The sequence below is a fragment of the Corallococcus silvisoli genome (genome assembly GCF_009909145.1).
Classification (GTDB): domain Bacteria; phylum Myxococcota; class Myxococcia; order Myxococcales; family Myxococcaceae; genus Corallococcus; species Corallococcus silvisoli.
The window spans coordinates 829,942-848,840 of record NZ_JAAAPJ010000001.1; the positions used below are offsets into that span (position 1 = coordinate 829,942).

The 18,899-nt window shown below is 70.7% G+C and carries 16 protein-coding genes; 6 read left to right on the forward strand and 10 right to left on the reverse strand.

The features are described from left to right. Together GTY96_RS03345 and GTY96_RS03350 are read right to left on the reverse strand one after the other, a co-directional pair. Window positions 1-381 (reverse strand): hypothetical protein, encoded by a 381-nt coding sequence (locus GTY96_RS03345; protein WP_161663806.1) that lies wholly within the window; start codon window positions 379-381, stop codon window positions 1-3. Then, window positions 378-1,250, reverse strand: coding sequence for a TIGR02587 family membrane protein (locus GTY96_RS03350; RefSeq protein WP_161663807.1), 873 nt, complete (start codon window positions 1,248-1,250; stop codon window positions 378-380). Before GTY96_RS03350 ends, GTY96_RS03345 begins: the two co-directional genes overlap by 4 nt. A gap of 241 nt (window positions 1,251-1,491) precedes the next feature. Here GTY96_RS03350 and purU point away from each other — a divergent pair, with 241 nt between their 5' ends. Further along, a complete protein-coding gene (gene purU / locus GTY96_RS03355; RefSeq protein ID WP_161663808.1) occupies window positions 1,492-2,355 on the forward strand; it encodes a formyltetrahydrofolate deformylase in 864 nt (287 codons plus the stop codon). Between the two features lie 4 nt (window positions 2,356-2,359). Here the strand turns inward: purU and GTY96_RS03360 are convergent, their stop codons facing one another. From GTY96_RS03360 to GTY96_RS03375, 4 genes are read right to left on the reverse strand one after another with little or no spacing between them, the layout of a single operon-like run. After that, entirely contained in the window at window positions 2,360-3,745 is a 1,386-nt protein-coding gene (locus GTY96_RS03360; RefSeq protein WP_235685299.1) for a DUF7305 domain-containing protein, read from the reverse strand. An 8-nt stretch (window positions 3,746-3,753) separates the two neighbouring features. After that, window positions 3,754-4,557, reverse strand: a complete 804-nt coding sequence (locus GTY96_RS03365; RefSeq protein ID WP_161663809.1) for a tetratricopeptide repeat protein — start codon at window positions 4,555-4,557, stop codon at window positions 3,754-3,756. After that, window positions 4,554-5,195 carry an RNA polymerase sigma factor gene (locus GTY96_RS03370; RefSeq protein ID WP_201755767.1) on the reverse strand — a complete coding sequence of 214 codons (642 nt, stop codon included), beginning with the start codon at window positions 5,193-5,195 and terminating at the stop codon, window positions 4,554-4,556. The genes GTY96_RS03365 and GTY96_RS03370 overlap by 4 nt, the downstream gene beginning before the upstream one ends. Beyond that, entirely contained in the window at window positions 5,192-6,292 is a 1,101-nt protein-coding gene (locus tag GTY96_RS03375) for a hypothetical protein (RefSeq protein WP_161663810.1), read from the reverse strand. The genes GTY96_RS03370 and GTY96_RS03375 overlap by 4 nt, the downstream gene beginning before the upstream one ends. 357 nt (window positions 6,293-6,649) lie before the next feature. On the opposite strand from GTY96_RS03375, the gene GTY96_RS03380 reads away from it, so the two are divergent. After that, a complete protein-coding gene (locus GTY96_RS03380; protein ID WP_143898450.1) occupies window positions 6,650-7,918 on the forward strand; it encodes an MFS transporter in 1,269 nt (422 codons plus the stop codon). A 3-nt stretch (window positions 7,919-7,921) separates the two neighbouring features. On the opposite strand, the gene GTY96_RS38165 is transcribed toward GTY96_RS03380, so the two are convergent. After that, on the reverse strand, window positions 7,922-9,007 hold the full coding sequence (locus GTY96_RS38165) for an outer membrane protein assembly factor BamB family protein (RefSeq protein WP_268903911.1): 1,086 nt from the start codon (window positions 9,005-9,007) through the stop codon (window positions 7,922-7,924). A gap of 101 nt (window positions 9,008-9,108) precedes the next feature. Here GTY96_RS38165 and add point away from each other — a divergent pair, with 101 nt between their 5' ends. Beyond that, on the forward strand, window positions 9,109-10,272 hold the full coding sequence (gene add, locus GTY96_RS03390; RefSeq protein WP_143898454.1) for an adenosine deaminase: 1,164 nt from the start codon (window positions 9,109-9,111) through the stop codon (window positions 10,270-10,272). Between the two features lie 111 nt (window positions 10,273-10,383). Further along, complete coding sequence (locus GTY96_RS03395; protein WP_201755768.1) at window positions 10,384-10,857, forward strand: hypothetical protein; 474 nt, start codon at window positions 10,384-10,386, stop codon at window positions 10,855-10,857. 70 nt (window positions 10,858-10,927) lie between these two features. On the opposite strand, the gene glgC is transcribed toward GTY96_RS03395, so the two are convergent. Then, on the reverse strand, window positions 10,928-12,157 hold the full coding sequence (gene glgC / locus GTY96_RS03400; RefSeq protein WP_143898456.1) for a glucose-1-phosphate adenylyltransferase: 1,230 nt from the start codon (window positions 12,155-12,157) through the stop codon (window positions 10,928-10,930). A 205-nt stretch (window positions 12,158-12,362) separates the two neighbouring features. Here glgC and GTY96_RS03405 point away from each other — a divergent pair, with 205 nt between their 5' ends. Together GTY96_RS03405 and GTY96_RS37110 are read left to right on the forward strand one after the other, a co-directional pair. Next, the gene (locus tag GTY96_RS03405; protein ID WP_143898458.1) at window positions 12,363-13,244 is read left to right on the forward strand and encodes a diguanylate cyclase; all 882 of its coding nucleotides are present in this window, start codon (window positions 12,363-12,365) and stop codon (window positions 13,242-13,244) included. Window positions 13,245-13,249: 5 nt separating this feature from the next. Continuing rightward, complete coding sequence (locus tag GTY96_RS37110) at window positions 13,250-13,423, forward strand: hypothetical protein (RefSeq protein WP_186001740.1); 174 nt, start codon at window positions 13,250-13,252, stop codon at window positions 13,421-13,423. Window positions 13,424-13,456: 33 nt separating this feature from the next. Here GTY96_RS37110 and GTY96_RS03410 read toward each other — a convergent pair whose 3' ends face one another. Together GTY96_RS03410 and GTY96_RS03415 are read right to left on the reverse strand one after the other, a co-directional pair. Next, window positions 13,457-14,485, reverse strand: coding sequence for an NAD-dependent epimerase/dehydratase family protein (locus tag GTY96_RS03410; RefSeq protein ID WP_143898460.1), 1,029 nt, complete (start codon window positions 14,483-14,485; stop codon window positions 13,457-13,459). Beyond that, on the reverse strand, window positions 14,482-18,891 hold the full coding sequence (locus tag GTY96_RS03415; protein WP_161663811.1) for an AMP-binding protein: 4,410 nt from the start codon (window positions 18,889-18,891) through the stop codon (window positions 14,482-14,484). Before GTY96_RS03415 ends, GTY96_RS03410 begins: the two co-directional genes overlap by 4 nt. Window positions 18,892-18,899: the final 8 nt, after the last annotated feature.

Genomic DNA, 18,899 nt, shown 5'->3' on the forward strand with positions numbered 1-18,899 from the left:
TCACGGCGTCGCGAATCCCATCGCCCGGGCTTCCACGCCCTCGGGAGAAGGCGCCTCGCGGAAGGACACCCAGCCCTCGCGCTTCGAATGGCGCGGCACGTACGCCAGCACGAACTCCGTCTCCTCCCTCGGCGTGCGTCCTCCCCGCGGGGACACGCGCACGTGGACTTCCTCGGCCGCGGTGTCGCCGTGGTTCGTCACCGTGATGGGCACCCTCCATTCGCCGCCGCCGTGTACGGGCGTGCCCACCTGCACGGTCAGGTCCGGCGGACCGTGTCCTGTCGTCCACGCCTCCACCGCGAGGTAGCCCAGCACCAGCGCCACGAGCACACAGCTCGCCGTGAACACGACGCCCTCCAGCCAGTTCCAGGACATCCTCATGATTGGATGAGCAGCCTTCCCGCCGACGCGCCCAGCGTCGACGCCAGTCCCAGCACCACCACCTGCGCCACGCACACGCTGGGCCCGTTGCCGTCGAACCGGCCGAAGAACCACAGCACGAGCGCGCTGGACACGAGCGCGATGGCGTAGGTGATGACCGTCCCCGCCAGCACGTCCCGGCGCAGGCGGCGGCGCGTGAAGCGCTTCGCCCGGGTGAAGTCGCTCTGGAACAGGATGAGCCCGCCCAGCAACAACGACAGCACGGCGAGCCCCAGCAGGCGCCAGGGGGATGTCTCCACGGCGATCATCACGACCTCCTCCGTGGGCGCCACGTTGGCGGCGAACAACACCGCGCCACAGAACGCGATGACGAGCTGGCCGGGGACGTGATCCGCGGACTCCAGCCGCTTCCGGTCCTCCTCCGTCGCCTCCTCCCGGTGCTGTCCGCCCAGCTGCGCGGTGCCCACGGACACGCCGATGGCCACCGTTCCCGCCTCCACCACCGCCATGCCCACCGCCTCTGGCAGCGAGGTGCCCCGGGTGATGCGGCCAATGAGCACCAGCACGACCACCGACACGAGCAGCCCCACGCCCAGCTCCTCCAGCGAGTCGGTGAAGACGTCGAACCAACACACGTCCCGGCGGAAACCGCCGTAGCGGTTGTACCCGAGCAGCAGCACGTATGTGCCCAGCAGATAGCCCAGCACGTTGGCCGGATGGGACGTGAAGCCCGCCCACCAGACCTCCATCGTGTAGAGCAGCGGGAGGCTGAAGAGCAGGCCGCCCGCGATGCCGCGGCCGTACTCGCGCAGCGACTCCTGCACCGGACGGCGGCGGCGGGGCGCGTCGGAGGGACGGGCTTCGGCCATGACAGCCCAGAATCTAGGTTCGCTTCGCCGGGAGGGAAGTCTCCCCCACGCGGAATGCCACGGGGGTGGGTGGCTTCGCGCAAGGCCCGTGCGGCGGCGATGTCATCGCGAGGTGGACAGGCCTTCCGACATCCAGTGAACGCCGCGGGCCTGGACGGGCGGTGAAGCGTCCTGGGCATTGGACACTCCCCGGTGCGCCGGGCACGGCGGTCGCGGGCCGGGGCTATAGTCGCGGCCGCCCATGACCGAGCGCCCCACCCAGTACATCCTCACGCTGTCCTGTCCGGATCAGCGTGGCATCGTCCACGCCGTCTCCGGATGGCTCGCCGAGCACGGTTGCAACATCCTCGACAGCGCGCAGTACGGCGACCCGCAGACGCGGCTGTTCTTCATGCGCGTGCACTTCGCGGATGAGCTGGCGAAGACCGAACCCGCGGCGCTGCGCGAGGCGTTCGCGGTGCTCGCGCCGCGCTTCTCCATGGACTGGCACCTGCATGACGCGGCGGTGAAGCCCCGCATGCTGTTGATGGTCTCGAAGATTGGCCACTGCCTGAACGACCTGCTGTATCGCTACCGCAGCGGCATCCTGCCGGTGGAGATTCCGGCCATCGTGTCCAACCACCGCGACTTCTACCAACTGGCCGCGTCCCACGACATCCCGTTCCATCACCTGCCGGTGACGGCGGAGAACAAGGCCCAGCAGGAGGCGCGGCTGTTGGAGTTGGTGCACGAGCAGCGGGTGGACCTGGTGGTGCTCGCCCGGTACATGCAGATCCTCTCGGCGGAGACGTGCGATGCGCTGCGGGGGCGGCTCATCAACATCCACCATTCGTTCCTGCCCAGCTTCAAGGGGGCTCGGCCCTACCAGCAGGCGTACGACCGGGGCGTGAAGCTGATTGGCGCGACGGCCCACTTCGTCACGGGCGACCTGGACGAGGGACCCATCATCGAACAGGACGTGGAGCGCGTGGACCACACGCTGTCGCCCGAAGCGCTGACGGCCATGGGGCGCGACGTGGAGAGCATGGTGCTGGGCCGCGCGGTGACGTGGTTCGTGCAGCACCGCATCCTGCTCAACGGGCACAAGACCGTCGTGTTCCGCTGAGGCGCTAGCCGTTGGGGCACGCGGCGCCAGCGGTGAGCACGTCCGCGTCGTGGTGCACCCGCACCGCGCCGGATGCTTCCAGGTGGCGAACGAAGAAGGACCCGAAGACCTCCGCGTTGCCGCTCAGGTTGAGCGCGGCCTGGGGCGCGTAGAGGTTGCCGGCGAGCGTGCTGCCGGCGGAGATGTCCAGCGCCTGCGTGCCGGCCACGTAGACGCGCACGCGCGAGGGCAGGGCGGAGGAGCCCAGCGTGAGCTGGCCGGATACGAGGAATCCCCCCGCGAGGAACAGGTCCAGCTCTCCCGGGGGCTGCACGTCCACGGTGAGCGCTTCGAGCAGGTTCACGCCGCCGGGGATGAACAGCGCGGTGCGGCCTCGGATGCGCAGCGTGGCGTGGCCGGGGCCGGCGACGCGCGTGAGCACGAAGCGGCCACACGGGAGCTCCAGCACGCGCTCCCCGGTGACGTCCACGAGGGCCGCCGGGTCCAGTCCGATGGCGGCGTTGTCGTTGTCCACGGTGTGGTGGGCGATGAGCGCGCCCGGATCGAAGCGGGACGCGGCGTCGCACGCGCAGGGGACGACGGACGCGACGGGCTCGCGGCGCAGCTCGGCGGCCTGGGCCGGGCCGGGCGTGAACTCCGGGGGAAGGGTGAGCACGCCGCCCACGGTGAACGCCGCGAGGGACACGTCGCCGTTCACCCATGCATCGCCGGCGACAGTGGCCGAGGTGCCGGGACCGGCGAGGGGGCCATTGCTGTGCAGGCTGCCTCCCACGGACAGGGGATTGCCGAGTTGAAGGCTGCCCACCTGGAGTGAGCCGCCCACCGTGACGCGGTCGTTCGCGGCGAGGCCACCATTGACGCCCACGTCGCCGCCCGTGCCCCCGGGAGTGTAGGGGCCCACGGTGCTCCGGAACGCATCCGTGGCGAAGGGGGCGCTGAGCGACAGGCCCTCGCAGGAGCAGGCCGCGCGGCGGAACAGCGTCTGCGCGAGACGGCCGCTGCACAGCAGGGGGCCCGCGGCGGGATCCCCCAAGAGGAGGGGCGGTCCACTGTTCGCGCAGTGCTCGGCCCAGGCGTCCGGGATGTCGCCTCCGGCATCTGGAGAATGCAGCGTGGCGACCGGATCGCTCACGGTGCATGCGGCGCTCAGCAGCGCGGCCCAGGGAAGGGCGCGTGCGAGGCCACGCTTCGTGGACGCGGCGTTCGTGCCGTGCTTCGCGGCCTCGAGCCTCGTGCCGAAGATGTGCAGGCCGAGCTTCGTGGAGGCGGCGCTCGCGCGATGCCTCGAGCCCGCGAGTCCCATGTCGAAGACGTGCGGGCCGAACTCCGTGCAGGGGAGGGCGCTTGGGGCCCGCCGTGAGCCTTCGGGCCGCATGCCGGTTGCGCGCATCCCGCGCATCATGGCGGCGACAACTCCCGCAGCCGACCGCGCGACGCGGCGCTCAGCGGCGAGTCGGGATGCAGCGCCAGGAACTCGCCCAGGGCCCGGGCCTCCGCCTCCGTATCGCCCAGGGCCCGGTGCGCTTCCGCCACGCCGTGGCGGGCCTCCGGATCCAAGATGCCCCCGGGCTGCAACCGCACCGCGTCCTGGAACTGCCGCAAGGCCCCGCGCGCATCTCCCAGGTGCTCCAGCCGCAGCGCCCCCGAGGCCACTCGCGCGACGTACGCGGCCAGGGACGACGGCTCCGCGCGGATGACGCGCAGGTACAACCCTTCCGCGTCCCTCCACTTCCCCTCCGAGCGAAGCGCGTTCGCCTGCCGCAGCAGGTCCTCCGGCTTCGACGACTCGCGCACGGTGAGGGTCGGATGGGCGGGGTGGGGATGTTCGATGACGAAGGGCTCGGGCGGCGCCTGTCTGGGCAGCGGCACCGGCTCCAGCGTGGCGATGCGCGTCGGCTCGGGGACGTGCGGCGTCAGCACCTCCGGCACGGGCCGCGCGGGCTGAGAGAAGTGCCACACGGCGGCGGCCGAGGCCCCGGCGAAGACGAGCGCCGCGCCCGTCATCAACCAGACCGGAGGCCGCCTGCGCCCGCGAGGCCGCTCGGGCACGTCCTGCACGAGCGCCGCGTCCAGCGCCGCCTGCACGAGCGCGCTCGAGCGCTGCCGGGAGAGCCGCCGCGCCGGTCCACTGCCGTCGTCCAGCGGGCGCAGGAGGTCGTCCACGGGCTCCGCGTCACCGTCGTCGGGGGGCAGGGGACTCATGCCGTTTCCCCCTCTGGTCCTTCCGCGTCCGAGGCCAGCGCGCGCAGCGCGGTGCGTCCCAGGCGCAGCCGGCTGCGCACGGTCTCGAAGGGGACGCCCAGCTCCGTCGAAATCTCCTGCACGCTCAATTCCAGGACGTGGTGCAGCACCAGCGCGTGCCGCTGCTCCGTCGAAAGCCTGTCCAACAACGTCACCAGGTGCCGGCGATGCAGGTACTCGTCCGCCGGCGCTTCGTCGGACGGCACCGTCAGCAACTCCACCGGGTACTCACTGTAGCGGGCCTCGCGCCCGCGAGAACGCTTGAGCCACGCGAACGTGGTGCGCACCACCACCCGGTCCACCCAGCCGTGGAAGCGCCCCTCCCCGCGATAGGTGGGCAGGCCTCGCACCAGCGCGATCAGTGACTCCTGGGCGATGTCCTCCACGTCCGAGTCTCCCCGCACCAGGTAGCGCACCAGGTTGCGGACCCGGGGCAGCAGCTCCAGGAGCAGGGCTTCCGTCGCGGCGCGCTGACCCCGCACGGCCGCCGCCAACCGGGCGTCCTCCGCCTCCCGGGAGGCGACGGTCGCCTGTGAGCCCGAACTCCTCATGTCCCCCAGGGAGGGGGGCCGGCGCGAAAACGGGTCATCGGTGCTCATGGAAACATCACCATCCCCACTCCCAGCCGGGGCCGCACGGACCAGCCGTCCTCTCGAAGCACGAAGCCGCCCTCCACGGAGTAGCCCAGCCGCGGCCGCCCCAGGAGCACCTCCCCGGACAGCGCCGCCTCCAGCGCGAGCGCCGGTCCCAACCGCCACGCCACCCGCACCGCCGGCCCCACGACGAACGCCGCCAGCAAGCGCGAGGGCGCCGGCTCCACGTCCTGGGACCGGGCCTCCGTGCGCCGCCAGAAGCCCGCCACACCCGCCCCCAGTCCCACCGTCCCCTCCCAGCTCCCTGCGGTCGCGAAGGGCACGTCCGCCCACACCAGCGCCGCGCCCTGCCCCAGCTGGAGGTCCGTGTACGCGTCGCGAAGGTGCACGGGCCGCGCCGCCAGCACCTGCGCGCGAAGCCGCAGCACCCGGCCCGCCCACCCCGCGCCCAGGGACAGGCCCTGCTGCCCCCCGGAGTGATACCCGTCCAGCGCGGCGTGCAGCCCCACCTGGAGGAACGCTCCCTCGGAGGAGGGCATCGGAGCCGCCACCACCGGAGCCGCCGCCACGGGGGCTGGAGCAGGCGGAGGCGTTGGCGGGGGCGGCTCCACGGGAGGTGGGGGTGGGGGCGCGACGAGCTCGCCCAGGGGCTCACCCGCGTCCACCGCGCGCAGCGCCGAGCGCACCGTCAGCGCCAGCGCCTCCGCGCCCACGGACCACGTCAGCGTCTTCGGCGCTCCCTCCACCCGCGCGGTCCGCACGAACAGGTGCCCCGTCCGCGGGGCCGCCACCGACACGCTGAGCTCCAGCCCGTCCCGCCTGAACCACAGCACCGCGCGAGCGTCCTGGCGCGCCGCCATCCGCTCCGCCTCGCGCCACGCCCCACCGGGGCTCATCTCCAGGGCGGGCCCCACCTCCACCTCGAACACCACCGGCAGGTCGCTGCTCTGTCCTCGCACCCGCTCCAGCAGTGCGCGGTCCTCGGCCGCCCCCACGCGCACGACGGCCCGCCACGGCCCGGCCGCCCACGCGGGGCTGCCCATGGCCAGCAACACGCCCAGCCCCACCACGCGCTGCCACGCCACGACCTCCAACACGGACATGCGGTAAAACCTACCTTCCAGGGAATTCTTCTGGAAGCACCCCTCCGTGTGGATCGGCTGGCACCCCCTGGCGGGGACGCCAGGAGGGCGGAGCCCACCCTGCGCTGTCCTCCCGGGCCTGGCGCGGCTCCTCGCTGCTCCCGGGGTGGGGAAGTCTGCCCCCAGGCAGCGGATGTCTGTGTTTCACGCCGCGCCCGGCATCACCGCGCGGCCTCCAGCGTCCGGGTGTCTGTGTTTCACTTCCAGCGAAGTCCGAGCCCCCGCGAGACATCCCTGGCGGGCAGGCGCCCTCGGGAAAGGCCTCCCGGAGGAATCCAGGCTTGCCACGGGCGCGGCGAACGCTCCTAATCGCACGCCATGGCACGCCTCCGGGATTTGCGCGCGGTCCTGAACCTCACCGTCCTCGTGGCGGGTCTGGGGTACTTCGTCGATCTCTTCGACATCACGTTGTTCGGCGTGGTGCGGGTCGCGTCGCTGAAGGACCTGGGCCTCACCGACCCCGCGGACATCCTCCAGAGCGGGCTCGTCATCTACAACGCGCAGATGGCGGGGATGATGGTGGGTGGCCTCTTCTGGGGCGTGCTCGGGGACCGGCGGGGGCGGCTGTCGGTGATGTTCGGCTCCATCCTCCTGTACTCGGTGGCGAACCTGCTGAACCCCTTCGTCTGGGACGTGCCCAGCTATGCCGTGTGCCGCTTCCTGGGCGGCCTGGGGCTCGCGGGCGAGCTGGGCGCGGCCATCACCCTGGTGGCGGAGTCCCTGCCGAAGGAGAAGCGCGGCCTGGGCACCACCGTCGTCGCCACGCTGGGCATGCTGGGCATCGTCGTCGCGGCGCTGGTCGCCCAGCACCTGCACTGGAAGGCGGCCTACGTCACGGGCGGCGTGCTGGGGCTCCTGCTCCTCTTCGCCCGCTTCAAGGTGTCCGAGTCCGCCCTCTTCGCCCAGAAGGCGGGCCCCGCGAAGGGCAACGCGCTGCTGCTCTTCCAGGAGGGCCGCTTCCTGCGCTACCTGGGCTGCATCCTCGTGGGCGTGCCCATCTACTTCACCACGGGCATCCTCTTCGTCTTCGCGCCGGAGCTGACGGCGGGGCTCCACGTGCAGGGCACGGTGACGGCGGGCAACGCCATCCTCTTCGGCAGCATCGGCCTGACGCTGGGCGACCTGCTGTCGGGCGTGCTGAGCCAGTGGCTCCAGAGTCGCAAGCGCGCGGTGGGCTTCAGCCTGTGCGCGTGGTTCGCGCTGGTGCTCGTGTACGGGCTGATGCCGGGCCTCACGCCCACGCTTATCTACGTCTTGAGCTTCTTCATCGGCCTGACCGTGGGCTACTGGGCCATGCTGGTGACGATGGCGGCCGAGCAGTTCGGCACCAACATCCGCGCCACGGTGGCGACGACGGTGCCCAACTTCGTGCGCGGCTCCGCGGTGCTCGCGGCCAGCGCCTTCGGCTACCTCAAGGGCCACCTCACCGTGGCGCACGCGGCGCTCGCCGTGGGCTCGGTGTGCTTCGTCCTGGCGCTCGTGGCGCTGTCTCGGCTGGCGGAGACCTTCCACCGCGACCTGGACTTCGTGGAGTCGTCGGACGCCGCCGCGGCGGGCGCGGACTCGCGGCCCGGCTCCGCGGGCTAGCCGTCAGCGAGGAGGCGGCGCCCGCAGGCGCCACGCGAGCACCCGGCCGTCCAGGCCCAGCACGAACACCCGCGGCCCGCGCACCACCGGCCGCGTGCGCAGCGGCGTATCCGCGCGCACCGTGAACGCCTGCGTCCAGCCCGGGGCCTTGAGCGCGACCAGGCGGCCCTCGTGCCCGGACGTGGGCACCAGCAGCAGGTCCTCCAGCCCCACCTGCACCCGCCCCACCAGCGGGGAGGGCAGCTCCACCCGCGCGACCTCCCGGCCCTCGGAGGTGGACAGGCCCACCACCGACGAGGGCGCGGCCCCCAGCCACAGCGCGCCCAGCGCTCGGGCCGGAGGTCCCGTCACGCCGTCCGCGAAGGAGTGTTCCCAGCGCGTGCCGCCGTCCTTCACCGCCAGCGCCAGCACCCGCCCCGGGCGCGTGGCCACGAAGACGGTGTCGCGCTCCGAGTCCATCCCCACCACGTCCTTCACCGGCAGGGACCACCGCGCCGCGCCGCTCTCCGCGTCCAGCGCCCACACCCCGGCGTCGCCGAGCGCCACCACCAGCACCCCCTCCACCAGCACGGGCGCGGGCGGAGGCGAGGGCGCCACCCCGGGCACGGGCAGGGCGACCGCCGGGGCCCCGGCATCCCCTTCCGTTGCCCTGGGGGCCGCGGCCTGCTGGGGCTTCACCGCCGGCCGCTTCCAGCGCACCTGGCCGGAGTCCACCGCCAGGGCGCGCACCGAGCTGTCTGGAGCCACCAGGAAGACGGTGGTTCCGGCGCCATCCACCACCGGCGGCGTCAGCACGGGGGGCTCGCCTCCCAGGCGCCAGCGCTCCTTGCCATCCTCCAGCGCGAGGCAGACGACGTCGCCCACCACGTTGCCCGCGATGACCCCGTCGCCCGCGACGGCGGGGGCCACCGCCACCTCCCGGCCCAGCCGGGCGGTCCAGACCGGTTGGCCCTCCCGGTCCAGGCGCAACACCGCGCCGGCCTCGTTGCCCAGCAGCACCCCGTCCGCCAGCGCCGTGAGCCCGGTCCGCGACGAGGCGTCGCTGGAGAACTGGAACGCCGGGTCCGCCGGGGACCGCTGGCACGCCATGACGGCGAGCGTCAACGTCAGGCAGGGTACCAGGAGCGGGCGTGGACAGGCGCGAGACGGCATGGTTTGGGAGAGGATGACGCAAGCGAGGAACTTCGACCATGCCCACGATTCGTGAAGACGAAACCCCCAACGCCACCGGCATCCCTTCATCCGCCCGGCGCTCGGACATCATCCCGCCCCCCACGCTGGCGGTGACCGAGGAGCTGCTCCACGCGCTCCCCAAGACGGACCTGCACTGCCACCTGGACGGGTCCATGCGGCTGAAGACCATCCTGGAGCTGGCCGAGGAGCAGAAGATCAAGCTCATGGCCGACACCGAGGACGGCCTCGCCCGGGCCATCCACATGGGCCAGGTGTGCAAGAGCCTGGAGGAGTACCTGGTCGCGTTCGACGTGACGCTCTCCGTCCTCCAGACCGCGGAGTCCCTCTACCGCGCCGCCTATGAGCTGGCCGTGGACGCCGCCGCGGAGAACGTGCGCTGGCTGGAGGTGCGCTACTCGCCCGCGCTGCACCTGCAGAAGGGCCTGAAGATGACCACCGTCATCGACTCCGTGCTGGAGGGCCTGCGCGCCGCCAAGCGCGAGACGGGCATCAAGTGCGCCGTCATCGTCTGCGGCATCCGCCACATCAACCCGCAGACGTCCATGCGGCTGGCGGAGCTCTCCGTCGCGTACAAGAACCGCGGCGTCGTCGGCTTCGACCTGGCGGGCGCGGAGGCCAGCTTCCCGGCCAAGGACCACCTGGACGCCTTCCGCCTCATCCTCAAGAACAACGTCAACTGCACCGCGCACGCCGGTGAGGCGTTCGGTCCGGAGTCCATCTCCCAGGCCATCCACTCCCTGGGCGCGCACCGCATCGGCCACGGGACCCGGCTGCGCGAGGACGGGGACCTGCTCAACTACGTCAACGACCACCGCATCCCCATGGAGGTCTGCCCGTCCTCCAACGTCCAGACGGGCGCGGTGTCCTCCCTGGATTCGCACCCGCTCAAGTTCTACTTCGACTACGGCCTGCGCGTGACCATCAACACCGACAACCGCCTCATCACCGACACCACGGTGACGAAGGAGCTGTGGCTGGCGCACCGCCAGCTGGGCCTGTCGCTGGAGGACCTCACCACCGTCATCGTCTCCGGCTTCAAGAGCGCCTTCATGCCGTTCCGGGAGAAGCAGGACATGCTGCGGCAGGTGAACCAGGAGATCGCCACCACGCTCGCCGCGTTCGAGAAGCGCCCCGTCGCGGCCATGCGTCAGCCGGCCTGACGCTCCGCCACGCCCCTTTCTGTCGCCTGGGAATCCGCCGGGCGACAAAAGGGGCGCGGTGTCTGGCTTTTGGCTGGCGCGCGCGGCCTGGGGCTGGGTGGAATGCGCGCCATGGACGAAACCCCAGGCCTTCCCCCGACGCCGGAGTCCGAACTCTTTCGCGCCAAGGCGGCTCGGGACCTCTCCGTCCCCGCCATCCTGATGATGGTGATGGGCGGCATCTGGGTGCTGTATTCGCTCTTCGGCATGCTGGCGCAGGCGGACACCGCCTCGCAGATGGCGGCCCTCGACAAGGTGCTGTCTCAGTACCCGCCCGACCTCCAGGAGAAGCTGCGCGGCTTCGTCGCCTACTCCAGCGCGCCGGGCTTCCGGGTCCTGACCCAGGTCCCCATCCTCGTGCTCAACGGGCTGGTGGTCTTCGGTGCCTGGAAGATGAAGAACCTCCAGAGCTACGGGCTGGCCATGACCGCCGCCATCCTGTGCTGCATCCCGTGCTGCGGCCCCTGCTGCTGCCTGGGGCTCATCCCGGGCATCTGGTCGCTCATCCTCCTCAACCGCCCGGACGTGAAGGCCGCCTTCACCTGAGGACCCCGTCGCGCGTGGGGCGCCCCGGCCCGATGTCCGCCGGGAGCGCCCGCCGCGTGCGGCCCTCCGCTCAGGTGACCTTCATCCCCTTGGGGATGACCACGACGCCGCCGGAGGTGACGTGAAAGCGGCGCTTGTCCTCCGCCGTGTCGTAGCCAATGGTCATCCCGGGGGGGATCTCCACGTTCTTGTCGATGATGGCCCGCTTGATGCGGCACCGCCGGCCGATGGTGACGTTCTCGAAGAGGATGGAGTCCTCCACCTCCGAATACGAGTTCACCCGCACCTTCGGCGACAGCACGGAGCGGTGCACGCGGCCGCCGGAGATGATGCAGCCCTCCGCCACCAGCGAGTCCGTGGCCATGCCCACGCGCTTGTTGTCCCGGTCCGCGAAGACGAACTTCGCCGGCGGGTAGTTGTTGGGCTGCGTGTGGATGGGCCAGCGGTCGTTGTAGAGGTTGAACGTCGGGTCCACCTCCACCAGGTCCATGTTGGACTGGTAGTACACGTCGATGTTGCCCACGTCCCGCCAGTAGCCGCGCTCCTTGTCCTCCTGGCCGGCCACCGTGTTCTGGGCGAAGTCGTACACGTACACGGGCTCGTGCTTGTACAGCTCGCTGATGATGGACTTGCCGAAGTCGTGCGCGCTCGTCTCGTCCGCGGCGTCGCGCACCACCTCCTTCACCAGCGTGTCCGTGCTGAAGAGGTAGTTGCCCATGGACGCCAGGCACATCCTCGGGTTGCCCGGCATGGGCGGCGGGTTGCGAGGCTTCTCCAGGAACTGGAGCATCCGCCCGTCCGGGCCCACGTCGATGATGCCGAACTCGTGCCCCTGTTCGATGGGCACGGGGATGGCCGCCACCGTGCACGCCGCCTTCTGCGCGATGTGGAAGTCCAGCATCTTGCGGACGTCCATCCGGTACACGTGGTCCGCGCCGAAGACGAAGATGTGGTCCGGCTCCTCGTCCGTGATGATGTTGAGGTTCTGGTAGATGGCGTCCGCGCTGCCCTTGTACCAGTCCAGGCCGGTGCGCATCTGCGCGGGCACGGCCTCCACGTAGTGGCCCAGGAACGCCGTCATCCGCCACGCGCGCGACAGGTGGTTGTTGAGCGAGTCGCTCTTGTACTGCGTCAGCACCTTCATCCGGTACACGCCGGAGTTGGCGAAGTTGGAGAGGACGAAGTCGATGATGCGATAGCGGCCCCCGAACGGCACCGCGGGCTTCGCGCGCTCGCGGGTGAGGGGTTCCAGGCGCGTCCCCGCGCCTCCCGCCAGGATCATGGCCAGCAGCTTTGACATAGGTCCCTCCCACGTTAGCCCCAGGCCGCCTTCCCACAATGCCCGTACGGGCCCTGCGACGCTTTCCGTTGAGTGCCGAACCGCATGGGGGATGGGAGTGAAACGACCTCTTCGTTTCCCAGCATGTAGGAGGAGGGGCGCAACCCGCTACGTCCTCCCGGCTTGCGTGGCTTCCCCGGACCTGGCGTGCTAGCGTGGAGGGGCGATGTCTGGCGACCAAACGCGAGTCACCAAGATCTCCAGTCTCACCCCGGGACCCGAGCGCGGCACCGAGTGCTGTCTCGTGCAGATCCACGGACCGGAGCTGGGCAAGAAGTACGTGCTGGAAGAGACCGAGTTCACCATCGGTCGCGACCAGCACAACCACATCGTGGTGGACCTGGACAACGTGTCCCGCCGCCACGCTCGCATCTGGGGCCGCCAGGGGAAGATGTTCGTGGAGGACCTCCAGTCCACCAACGGCACCTACCTCAACGACCGGGAAGTGCTCCAGGCGCAGCCCTTGCGCAGCGGGGACCTGGTGAAGGTGGGCGGCTCCATCTTCAAGTTCCTCGATGGCGACAACATCGAGACGCAGTACCACGAGACCATCTACACGCTGACCATCGCGGACGGTCTCACCGGCATCAACAACAAGCGCTACTTCCTGGAGTACCTGGAGCGGGAGATGGGCCGCTCGCACCGGTACCAGCGCACGCTGTCGTTGATGATGTTCGACATCGACCACTTCAAGCAGATCAACGACGTGCACGGCCACCTGGCCGGCGACTACGTGCTGCGGGAGCTGGCCCAGTCCATCAAGCGGCTGGTGCGGCGCGAGCAGTGCTTCGCGCGCTACGGCGGCGAGGAGTTCGCCATCGTCATGCCGGAGGATGGGCCGGACAAGGCGCGCCTGTTCGCGGAGAAGATCCGCAAGCTGGTGGAGGACAAGCGCTTCCTCTTCGAGGACAAGGACATCCCGGTCACCATCTCCCTGGGCGTCGCGGAAGTGGCGTCGGAGATGTCGGAGCCGTCCCAGTTCATCAAGGTGGCGGACGCGAACCTCTACAAGGCCAAGAAGTCCGGCCGCAACCGCGTGGTGGGCTGAAGTCCATGGCGGCGGAAGGCGGCGGTCCTTCGTTCCTGGCCCGGCTCATCCTCGTCCTCCTGGGCCTGGGCTTCCTGGGCGCCGCCTGGGCGTGGCACCAGAAGGACACGGACCCCGCCGTCGCCCGGCTGGTGGAGCGCGTGAGCGGCGGCCGGGTGCACGGCGCGGCGGACCCGTAGGGCGTCCCACCGCGCCGCGGCTCCCCGCGGGGCTCAGGTGCCTTCGCGGGTCTCGGCCAGCCGGCCGCGCGTGCCGGGCAGGTTCCCGGGCGGCATCTTCCCGTAGAGGTACTGCACGGTGTCGAGCAGCGTCTCGTGGACGTCGCGGGCCTTGAAGCCCAGCTCGCGCTCGGCCTTGGCGGGCTCCAGGTAGAAGAAGTGCTCGCCAATCTCGACCTCCTGCGGGTCGAGCTTCGGCGTGGTGCCGCGCGCCTTCGCCCACTGCTCCAGCAGCTTGCCGCCCCAGAGGGTGAGCTCGCGCGGCAGCTTCATGCGCGGGGCGGGCACGCCGGTGAGGCGCTGGAGCCGGTCGAAGAAGTCCGCCATGGACATGTTCACGCCCATCAGGTGGCGGCCGTACACCTCGCCCCGGGTGAGCGCCTGCACGAAGGCGTCCGCCGCGTCGCGCGCGTCCACGAAGGAGATGCCGCCGCCGGGCATGGCGGGAATCTCCCGGTTGAGGAACTTCACCACCGTCCAGGTGGACGACAGCCGGTCATCCCCGGGCCCCATCAGCAGGCTGGGGTTGAGCACCACGAGCGGGATGGCGTGCTTGCGGCAGTACTCCAGCGCCAGCTTCTCCTCGTAGATCTTCGACAGGTAGTAGGGCCAGTTCGCGACGGTGGTGATGGGGTAGTCGTCGTCCTCCGTGCCCACGCGGTCCACCTTCGACACGGCGATGGTGCCGGAGGTGGAGCCCAGGATGACGCGCTTGACGCCCGCTTCGCGCACGTCGCGCAGGAACTCGCGCGTGCAGTCCACGTGCAGCTCGTACATCCGCCGCGCGTCCTTGTTCTGGAAGGAGACGAGCCCCGCCAGGTGGTAGACGGCGTCCACGCCGTCCAGCGCGCGGCGCACCGCCTCGCGGTCCTTCAGGTCGCCCTGCTGGACCTCCGTCTTCGCGAACGCGGGGCCCACGGGCTTCGAGCGCGCGATGAGGCGCACGTCGTGGCCCGCGGCCACCAGCTGGGGCACCAGGTGCGTGCCCAGGAACCCCGTGCCTCCGGTGACGAGCAGCTTCACGCGTCCTTCCCTTCCGGCAGGGCCCGGGCGGGCGGGGTGAAGTCCCGGTCCGCGCCCACCTGCTCCAGGTCCAACACCTTGCCTGCCCTCAGCGAGCGCACCGCCTCCTCCGCGATGTGCGTTACGTAGCGGTAGCCCTCCGAGCGCGCCATGCCCTGCGCCCGGGCCTTGAGCGACGCGTACTCCAGCGCCGGGCCCACGTGCACCTCCAGCTCCTTCGTCTTGGGGAACATGGAGCCCTTGGGCAGCGCTTCATACGCGCCGTGGATGTAGAGCGGCAGCACGTCCACCCCGTACGTGAGCGACAGGTAGCCCAGCGTCGGCTTGAACTCCATCAGCTCGCCCGTCTTGGAGCGCGTGCCCTCCGGGAAGATGAGCACGTTGAAGCCCTGGCGGAGCGCTTCACCCGCCACGCGCAGCGACTCGCGCAGCGACCCCTGCCGGTCAATGGGGATGAGGTGCGTGAAGTTCTCGAACCACGCGCGCTTGAGCGGCGTGTCGAAGAAGTAGTCGCGCGCGGCCAGCGACACCATCCGCTCGCCCTGGTCGCCCAGCACCACCCGCACCAGCCCCGCGTCCAGGTGGCTGGCGTGGTTGGCGATGACCAGGAAGTTGCGGTTCTGCGGGATGAACGCCTTGCCCGTCACCTTCACGTCGAAGACGCCGCCGTAGAGCACCTTCTGCCCGAACGACAGCAGCTGCCGGCCCAGCGCGGACACGGACTCCGGGACGGGAATCTCCGCCTCCTCCGCGCGCGCGTTCTCCTTGGCGATGTCGCGCGCCCGCGTCTCCTGCGATGGCCGGCGCCCGGAGGCCAGCACCAGCTTGCGCAGGTCCTCCACCGTCTGCACCTGCGTCAGGTCTTCAATCGCGGGCAGCGGCACGCCCGCGCCCTCCAGCGCCACGGACATCTCCGTGAGCATCAGCGAGTCGAAGCCCAAATCGCCAATCAGCTGCGCGTCCGCGCGCACGTCCGACACCGGGCGGTGGCACACCTCCGCCACCAGCGGGAAGAGCCAGTCCGACACGCCGCCCGTGGTGGACGCCGCCTGCGCCTTCTCCTTCACGCGGCCCGCGGTGGCGGACACGCGGTCCAAGCGCTGCAGCTCCTCCACCACGCGCTTGCGCTTCACCTTGCGCGTGGACGTGCGGGGCAGCTCGCCGTCCCAGAAGCGCAGCACCTTCACGCGCCGGTAGAAGGGCATGCCCCCGCTCACCTTGCGGAAGTGCTCCTCCAACTCGTGGCGCACCTCTTCGCGGGGCCGGTCCTTGAAGTCCGGCACGCACAGGCACGCCACCTTCTCGCCGCCCGCCTCGTCCGGCAGGCCGACGATGGACAGCTCCTTCACGTGCGGGTGCTCCTGGTACAGCTCCTCCAGCTCGTCCGGGTAGACGTTCTTGCCGTTGGCGTCGACGATGACGTCCTTGGCGCGGCCCATCAGGTACAGTCGGCCCTCGTCATCCATGCGGCCCAGGTCGCCGGTGTGCAGCCAGCCGTCCTTCACCACGGCCTCGGTGGCCTCGCGGTCCCCGAAGTAGCCCGCCATCACGTTGGGGCCCTTGGCCAGCACCTCGCCAATGCCTTCGGTGTCCGGCGTTTGAATCTTGAACTCGATGCCGGGCAGCGCCTTGCCCACGGTGCCCTTCACGCGCTTGTTGGTGGCCTCGGACACCGCCAGCACCGGCGCGGCCTCCGTCAGGCCGTAGCCCTCGCGCATGGTGAAGCCCAGCTCGTGGAAGGCCTGGTGCACCTCTTCGGACAGCGCGGAGCCGCCCGACACCAGCACCTTCACCCGCCCGCCGAACTTGCGGTGCACCGGCCAGAACAGCAGCTTGCCCAGGTTGAGCGAGCTGCGGTTGCGCAGCTCGCCGTTGGCCGCCATCAGCGCCTTGAGCGCCTGCTCCACCAGCGGCGGGCGCGCGGCCATCTCCTGGGTGATCTTCCGGTGCAAGAGCTGCCAGAGCGCGGGCACGCCAATCATCGCGGTGACGCGGCCCGTCTCGAACACGTCGCCCAGCCGGTCCGACGTGAGCTCGTCGATGTAGGTGATCTCCGCGCCGCGCGAGAACGGCGTGAGGAAGCCGGCGGAGAACTCGAAGGTGTGGTGCAGGGGCAGCACGGACAGCACGCCGTCGCCCACGCCCACGTCGAACGCGCCCGCCAGCTTCGCCACCAGCGCCGCGAAGTTGCGGTGCGTGAGCATCACGCCCTTGGGCGTGCCCGTGGTGCCGGAGGTGAAGATGACGCTCGCCACGTCGTCGGCGGCGGCGGACTTGCGCACCGGCCCGATGCGGTCCGGGAACCGGGGGTCGCCCGTCATCGCCTCCGCGAGGCTCGTCACGCCCACGCCGTCACCCAGCGCGGTGAAGAGGCCGGGGAAGTCCTGCGCGGCCTGCTCGGACACCAGGCACTGCTTCGCCGCCGCGCGCTTCGCGATGTTGATGACCTCCGCCTCCGTGAGCGCGGGATCCACCGGGACCACGGTGCCGCCCGCGCGCAGGATGCCGAAGTAGCTGATGGCCCACTCCGGCCGGTTCTCCGACACCAGCAGCACGCGCTCGCCGCGCTGGAGGCCCGCGGCCAGGAGGAAGCTGCCCACGCGCGCGGCGTAGCGGTGCACCTCTCCGAAGGTGAAGCGCTCCTCCTTCTCTCCCGCCGCCATGCGGAAGGCCACCCGGTGGCGGTACGCGTGCACCGTGGCCTCGAACAGCTCCAGCAGGTCGCGCGCCGCGGGGATGGCGGTGCGCTTCTCGCGCTCCTCGTCCAGGCCGGGGAACACCCACTTCTCCAGGCCGGGCAGGTGCGTGCCCAGGAAGTACTCGCGCCAGTCGATGCGGTCCGGCGCCCAGTCAATCCTCGCGCGGTCCTGCGGCACCATGCGCTCGTAGACGGAGCGCGTGTTGTCACAGCGGAAGACGTACCGGTTCTCCCAGAGGAAGGGGAGGAACAGGTCGATGAGCCCGGTGAGGCTGCCCGCCTGCGACTCCACCTCGTCCAGCGCCGTCTTGGCCTTGTCCACCATCGCCTGGATGCGCGGGGCGCCCCAGGCGGGCCGCACCTCGTCCAGCGTCTTGCGCAGCAGCTTCGCGCCCTTGAGCAGCATGGGCGCGCTGAGCAGCTGGAACTCCTGCTTGCTCACGGGCTGCGGCTCGATGCGCGAGCGCAGCGAGTTGAGCAACGCGTTGCCCGTCTCGCGGTTGCGGTAGAAGCGGCGGCGGTACAGGCCCACCAGCTCCACGGACCGGCTCGCGAGGAACGGGTTCACGTCGCCGGAGGCCAGGTGGTAGACGCGGCGCTCCTCCACCTGGATGGCGTGCGCGGTGATGCCCAGCGTGGCGCCCGCCACCTGGTCCACCGGGATGATGTCCAGGATGGCGTGGTCGCCCGCGGGGATGCCGCGCTGACCCTTGATGCCCGCGTACGCCAGCGGCGCGGACGTGGTGAAGCCCTCGTTCCAGCCGGGGAAGGGGAAGTGCGCCGCGCTCTCCACGATGGAGGGGCGCACGATGGAGTAGCGCAGGCCCGGCGTCCCGGCCATCACCTGCTCACCCAGGTGCTTGGTGTACGTGTACGTGTTGGGCCAGCCCCAGTGCTGCGCGCGCTCCATGCCCGCGCGCACCAGCTCGCCGGACAGCCACAGCTTGCGCTCGCGGCCCACGGCCAGCCGCAGCGTCTTCTCGTCGGTGGCGTCGCGGCCCTCCTCCTCCAGCCGGTCCAGCGCCTTCTGGCGGAAGATGGACGTGAGGGCCTTGTCGTCCGCCTGCTCGCGCAGGCGGGCCACGGTCTTCTCCGCGTCCGCCAGCTCCTGCTCCAGGCTGAAGTCGCGCCCGTCCATCTCCTCCCGCTTGGGGAAGTAGCCCAGCACCGGCTCGTCCTCGAAGACGAGCCCGCTGCGGTTGCCCGCGACGAACGCGGTGGACATGTGGATGAGCGGCACGGCCCACTTGAGCGCCAGCTCCACCGCGTTCTTCACGCCATGGGTGTTGACGTTGAGGCCCACCTCCAGCGACGGGTTGAAGGACACCAGGCCCGCGCAGTTGACGATGGCGTGCACCTGCCCGGTGAGCGCCGCGACCTGCGCCTCCTCCAGGCCCACCCAGGGGTCGGTGATGTCGCCGTCCAGGACGGTGCACTTCGCCTTCAGGTACTCCATGGCCCCGTCGTCGCCCAGGCGGTCGCGCAGGGGCTGGAAGGGCTCGCTGGGGGCGACCTTGTCGAAGAAGCGGCGCTCCGCGGACGCGGCGCTGCCCTTGCGCACGACGACGTAGACCCGGTCCAGCACGTCGCCGTAGCGGGAGAGCAGCATCGACAGCGTCACCTTGCCCACGAAGCCGGTGGTGCCGACGAAGACGATGCGCTTGCCGGTGAAGACCTCGGTGACGTTCAGCTCGGAGGGCGTGGCCATGTCCGTGT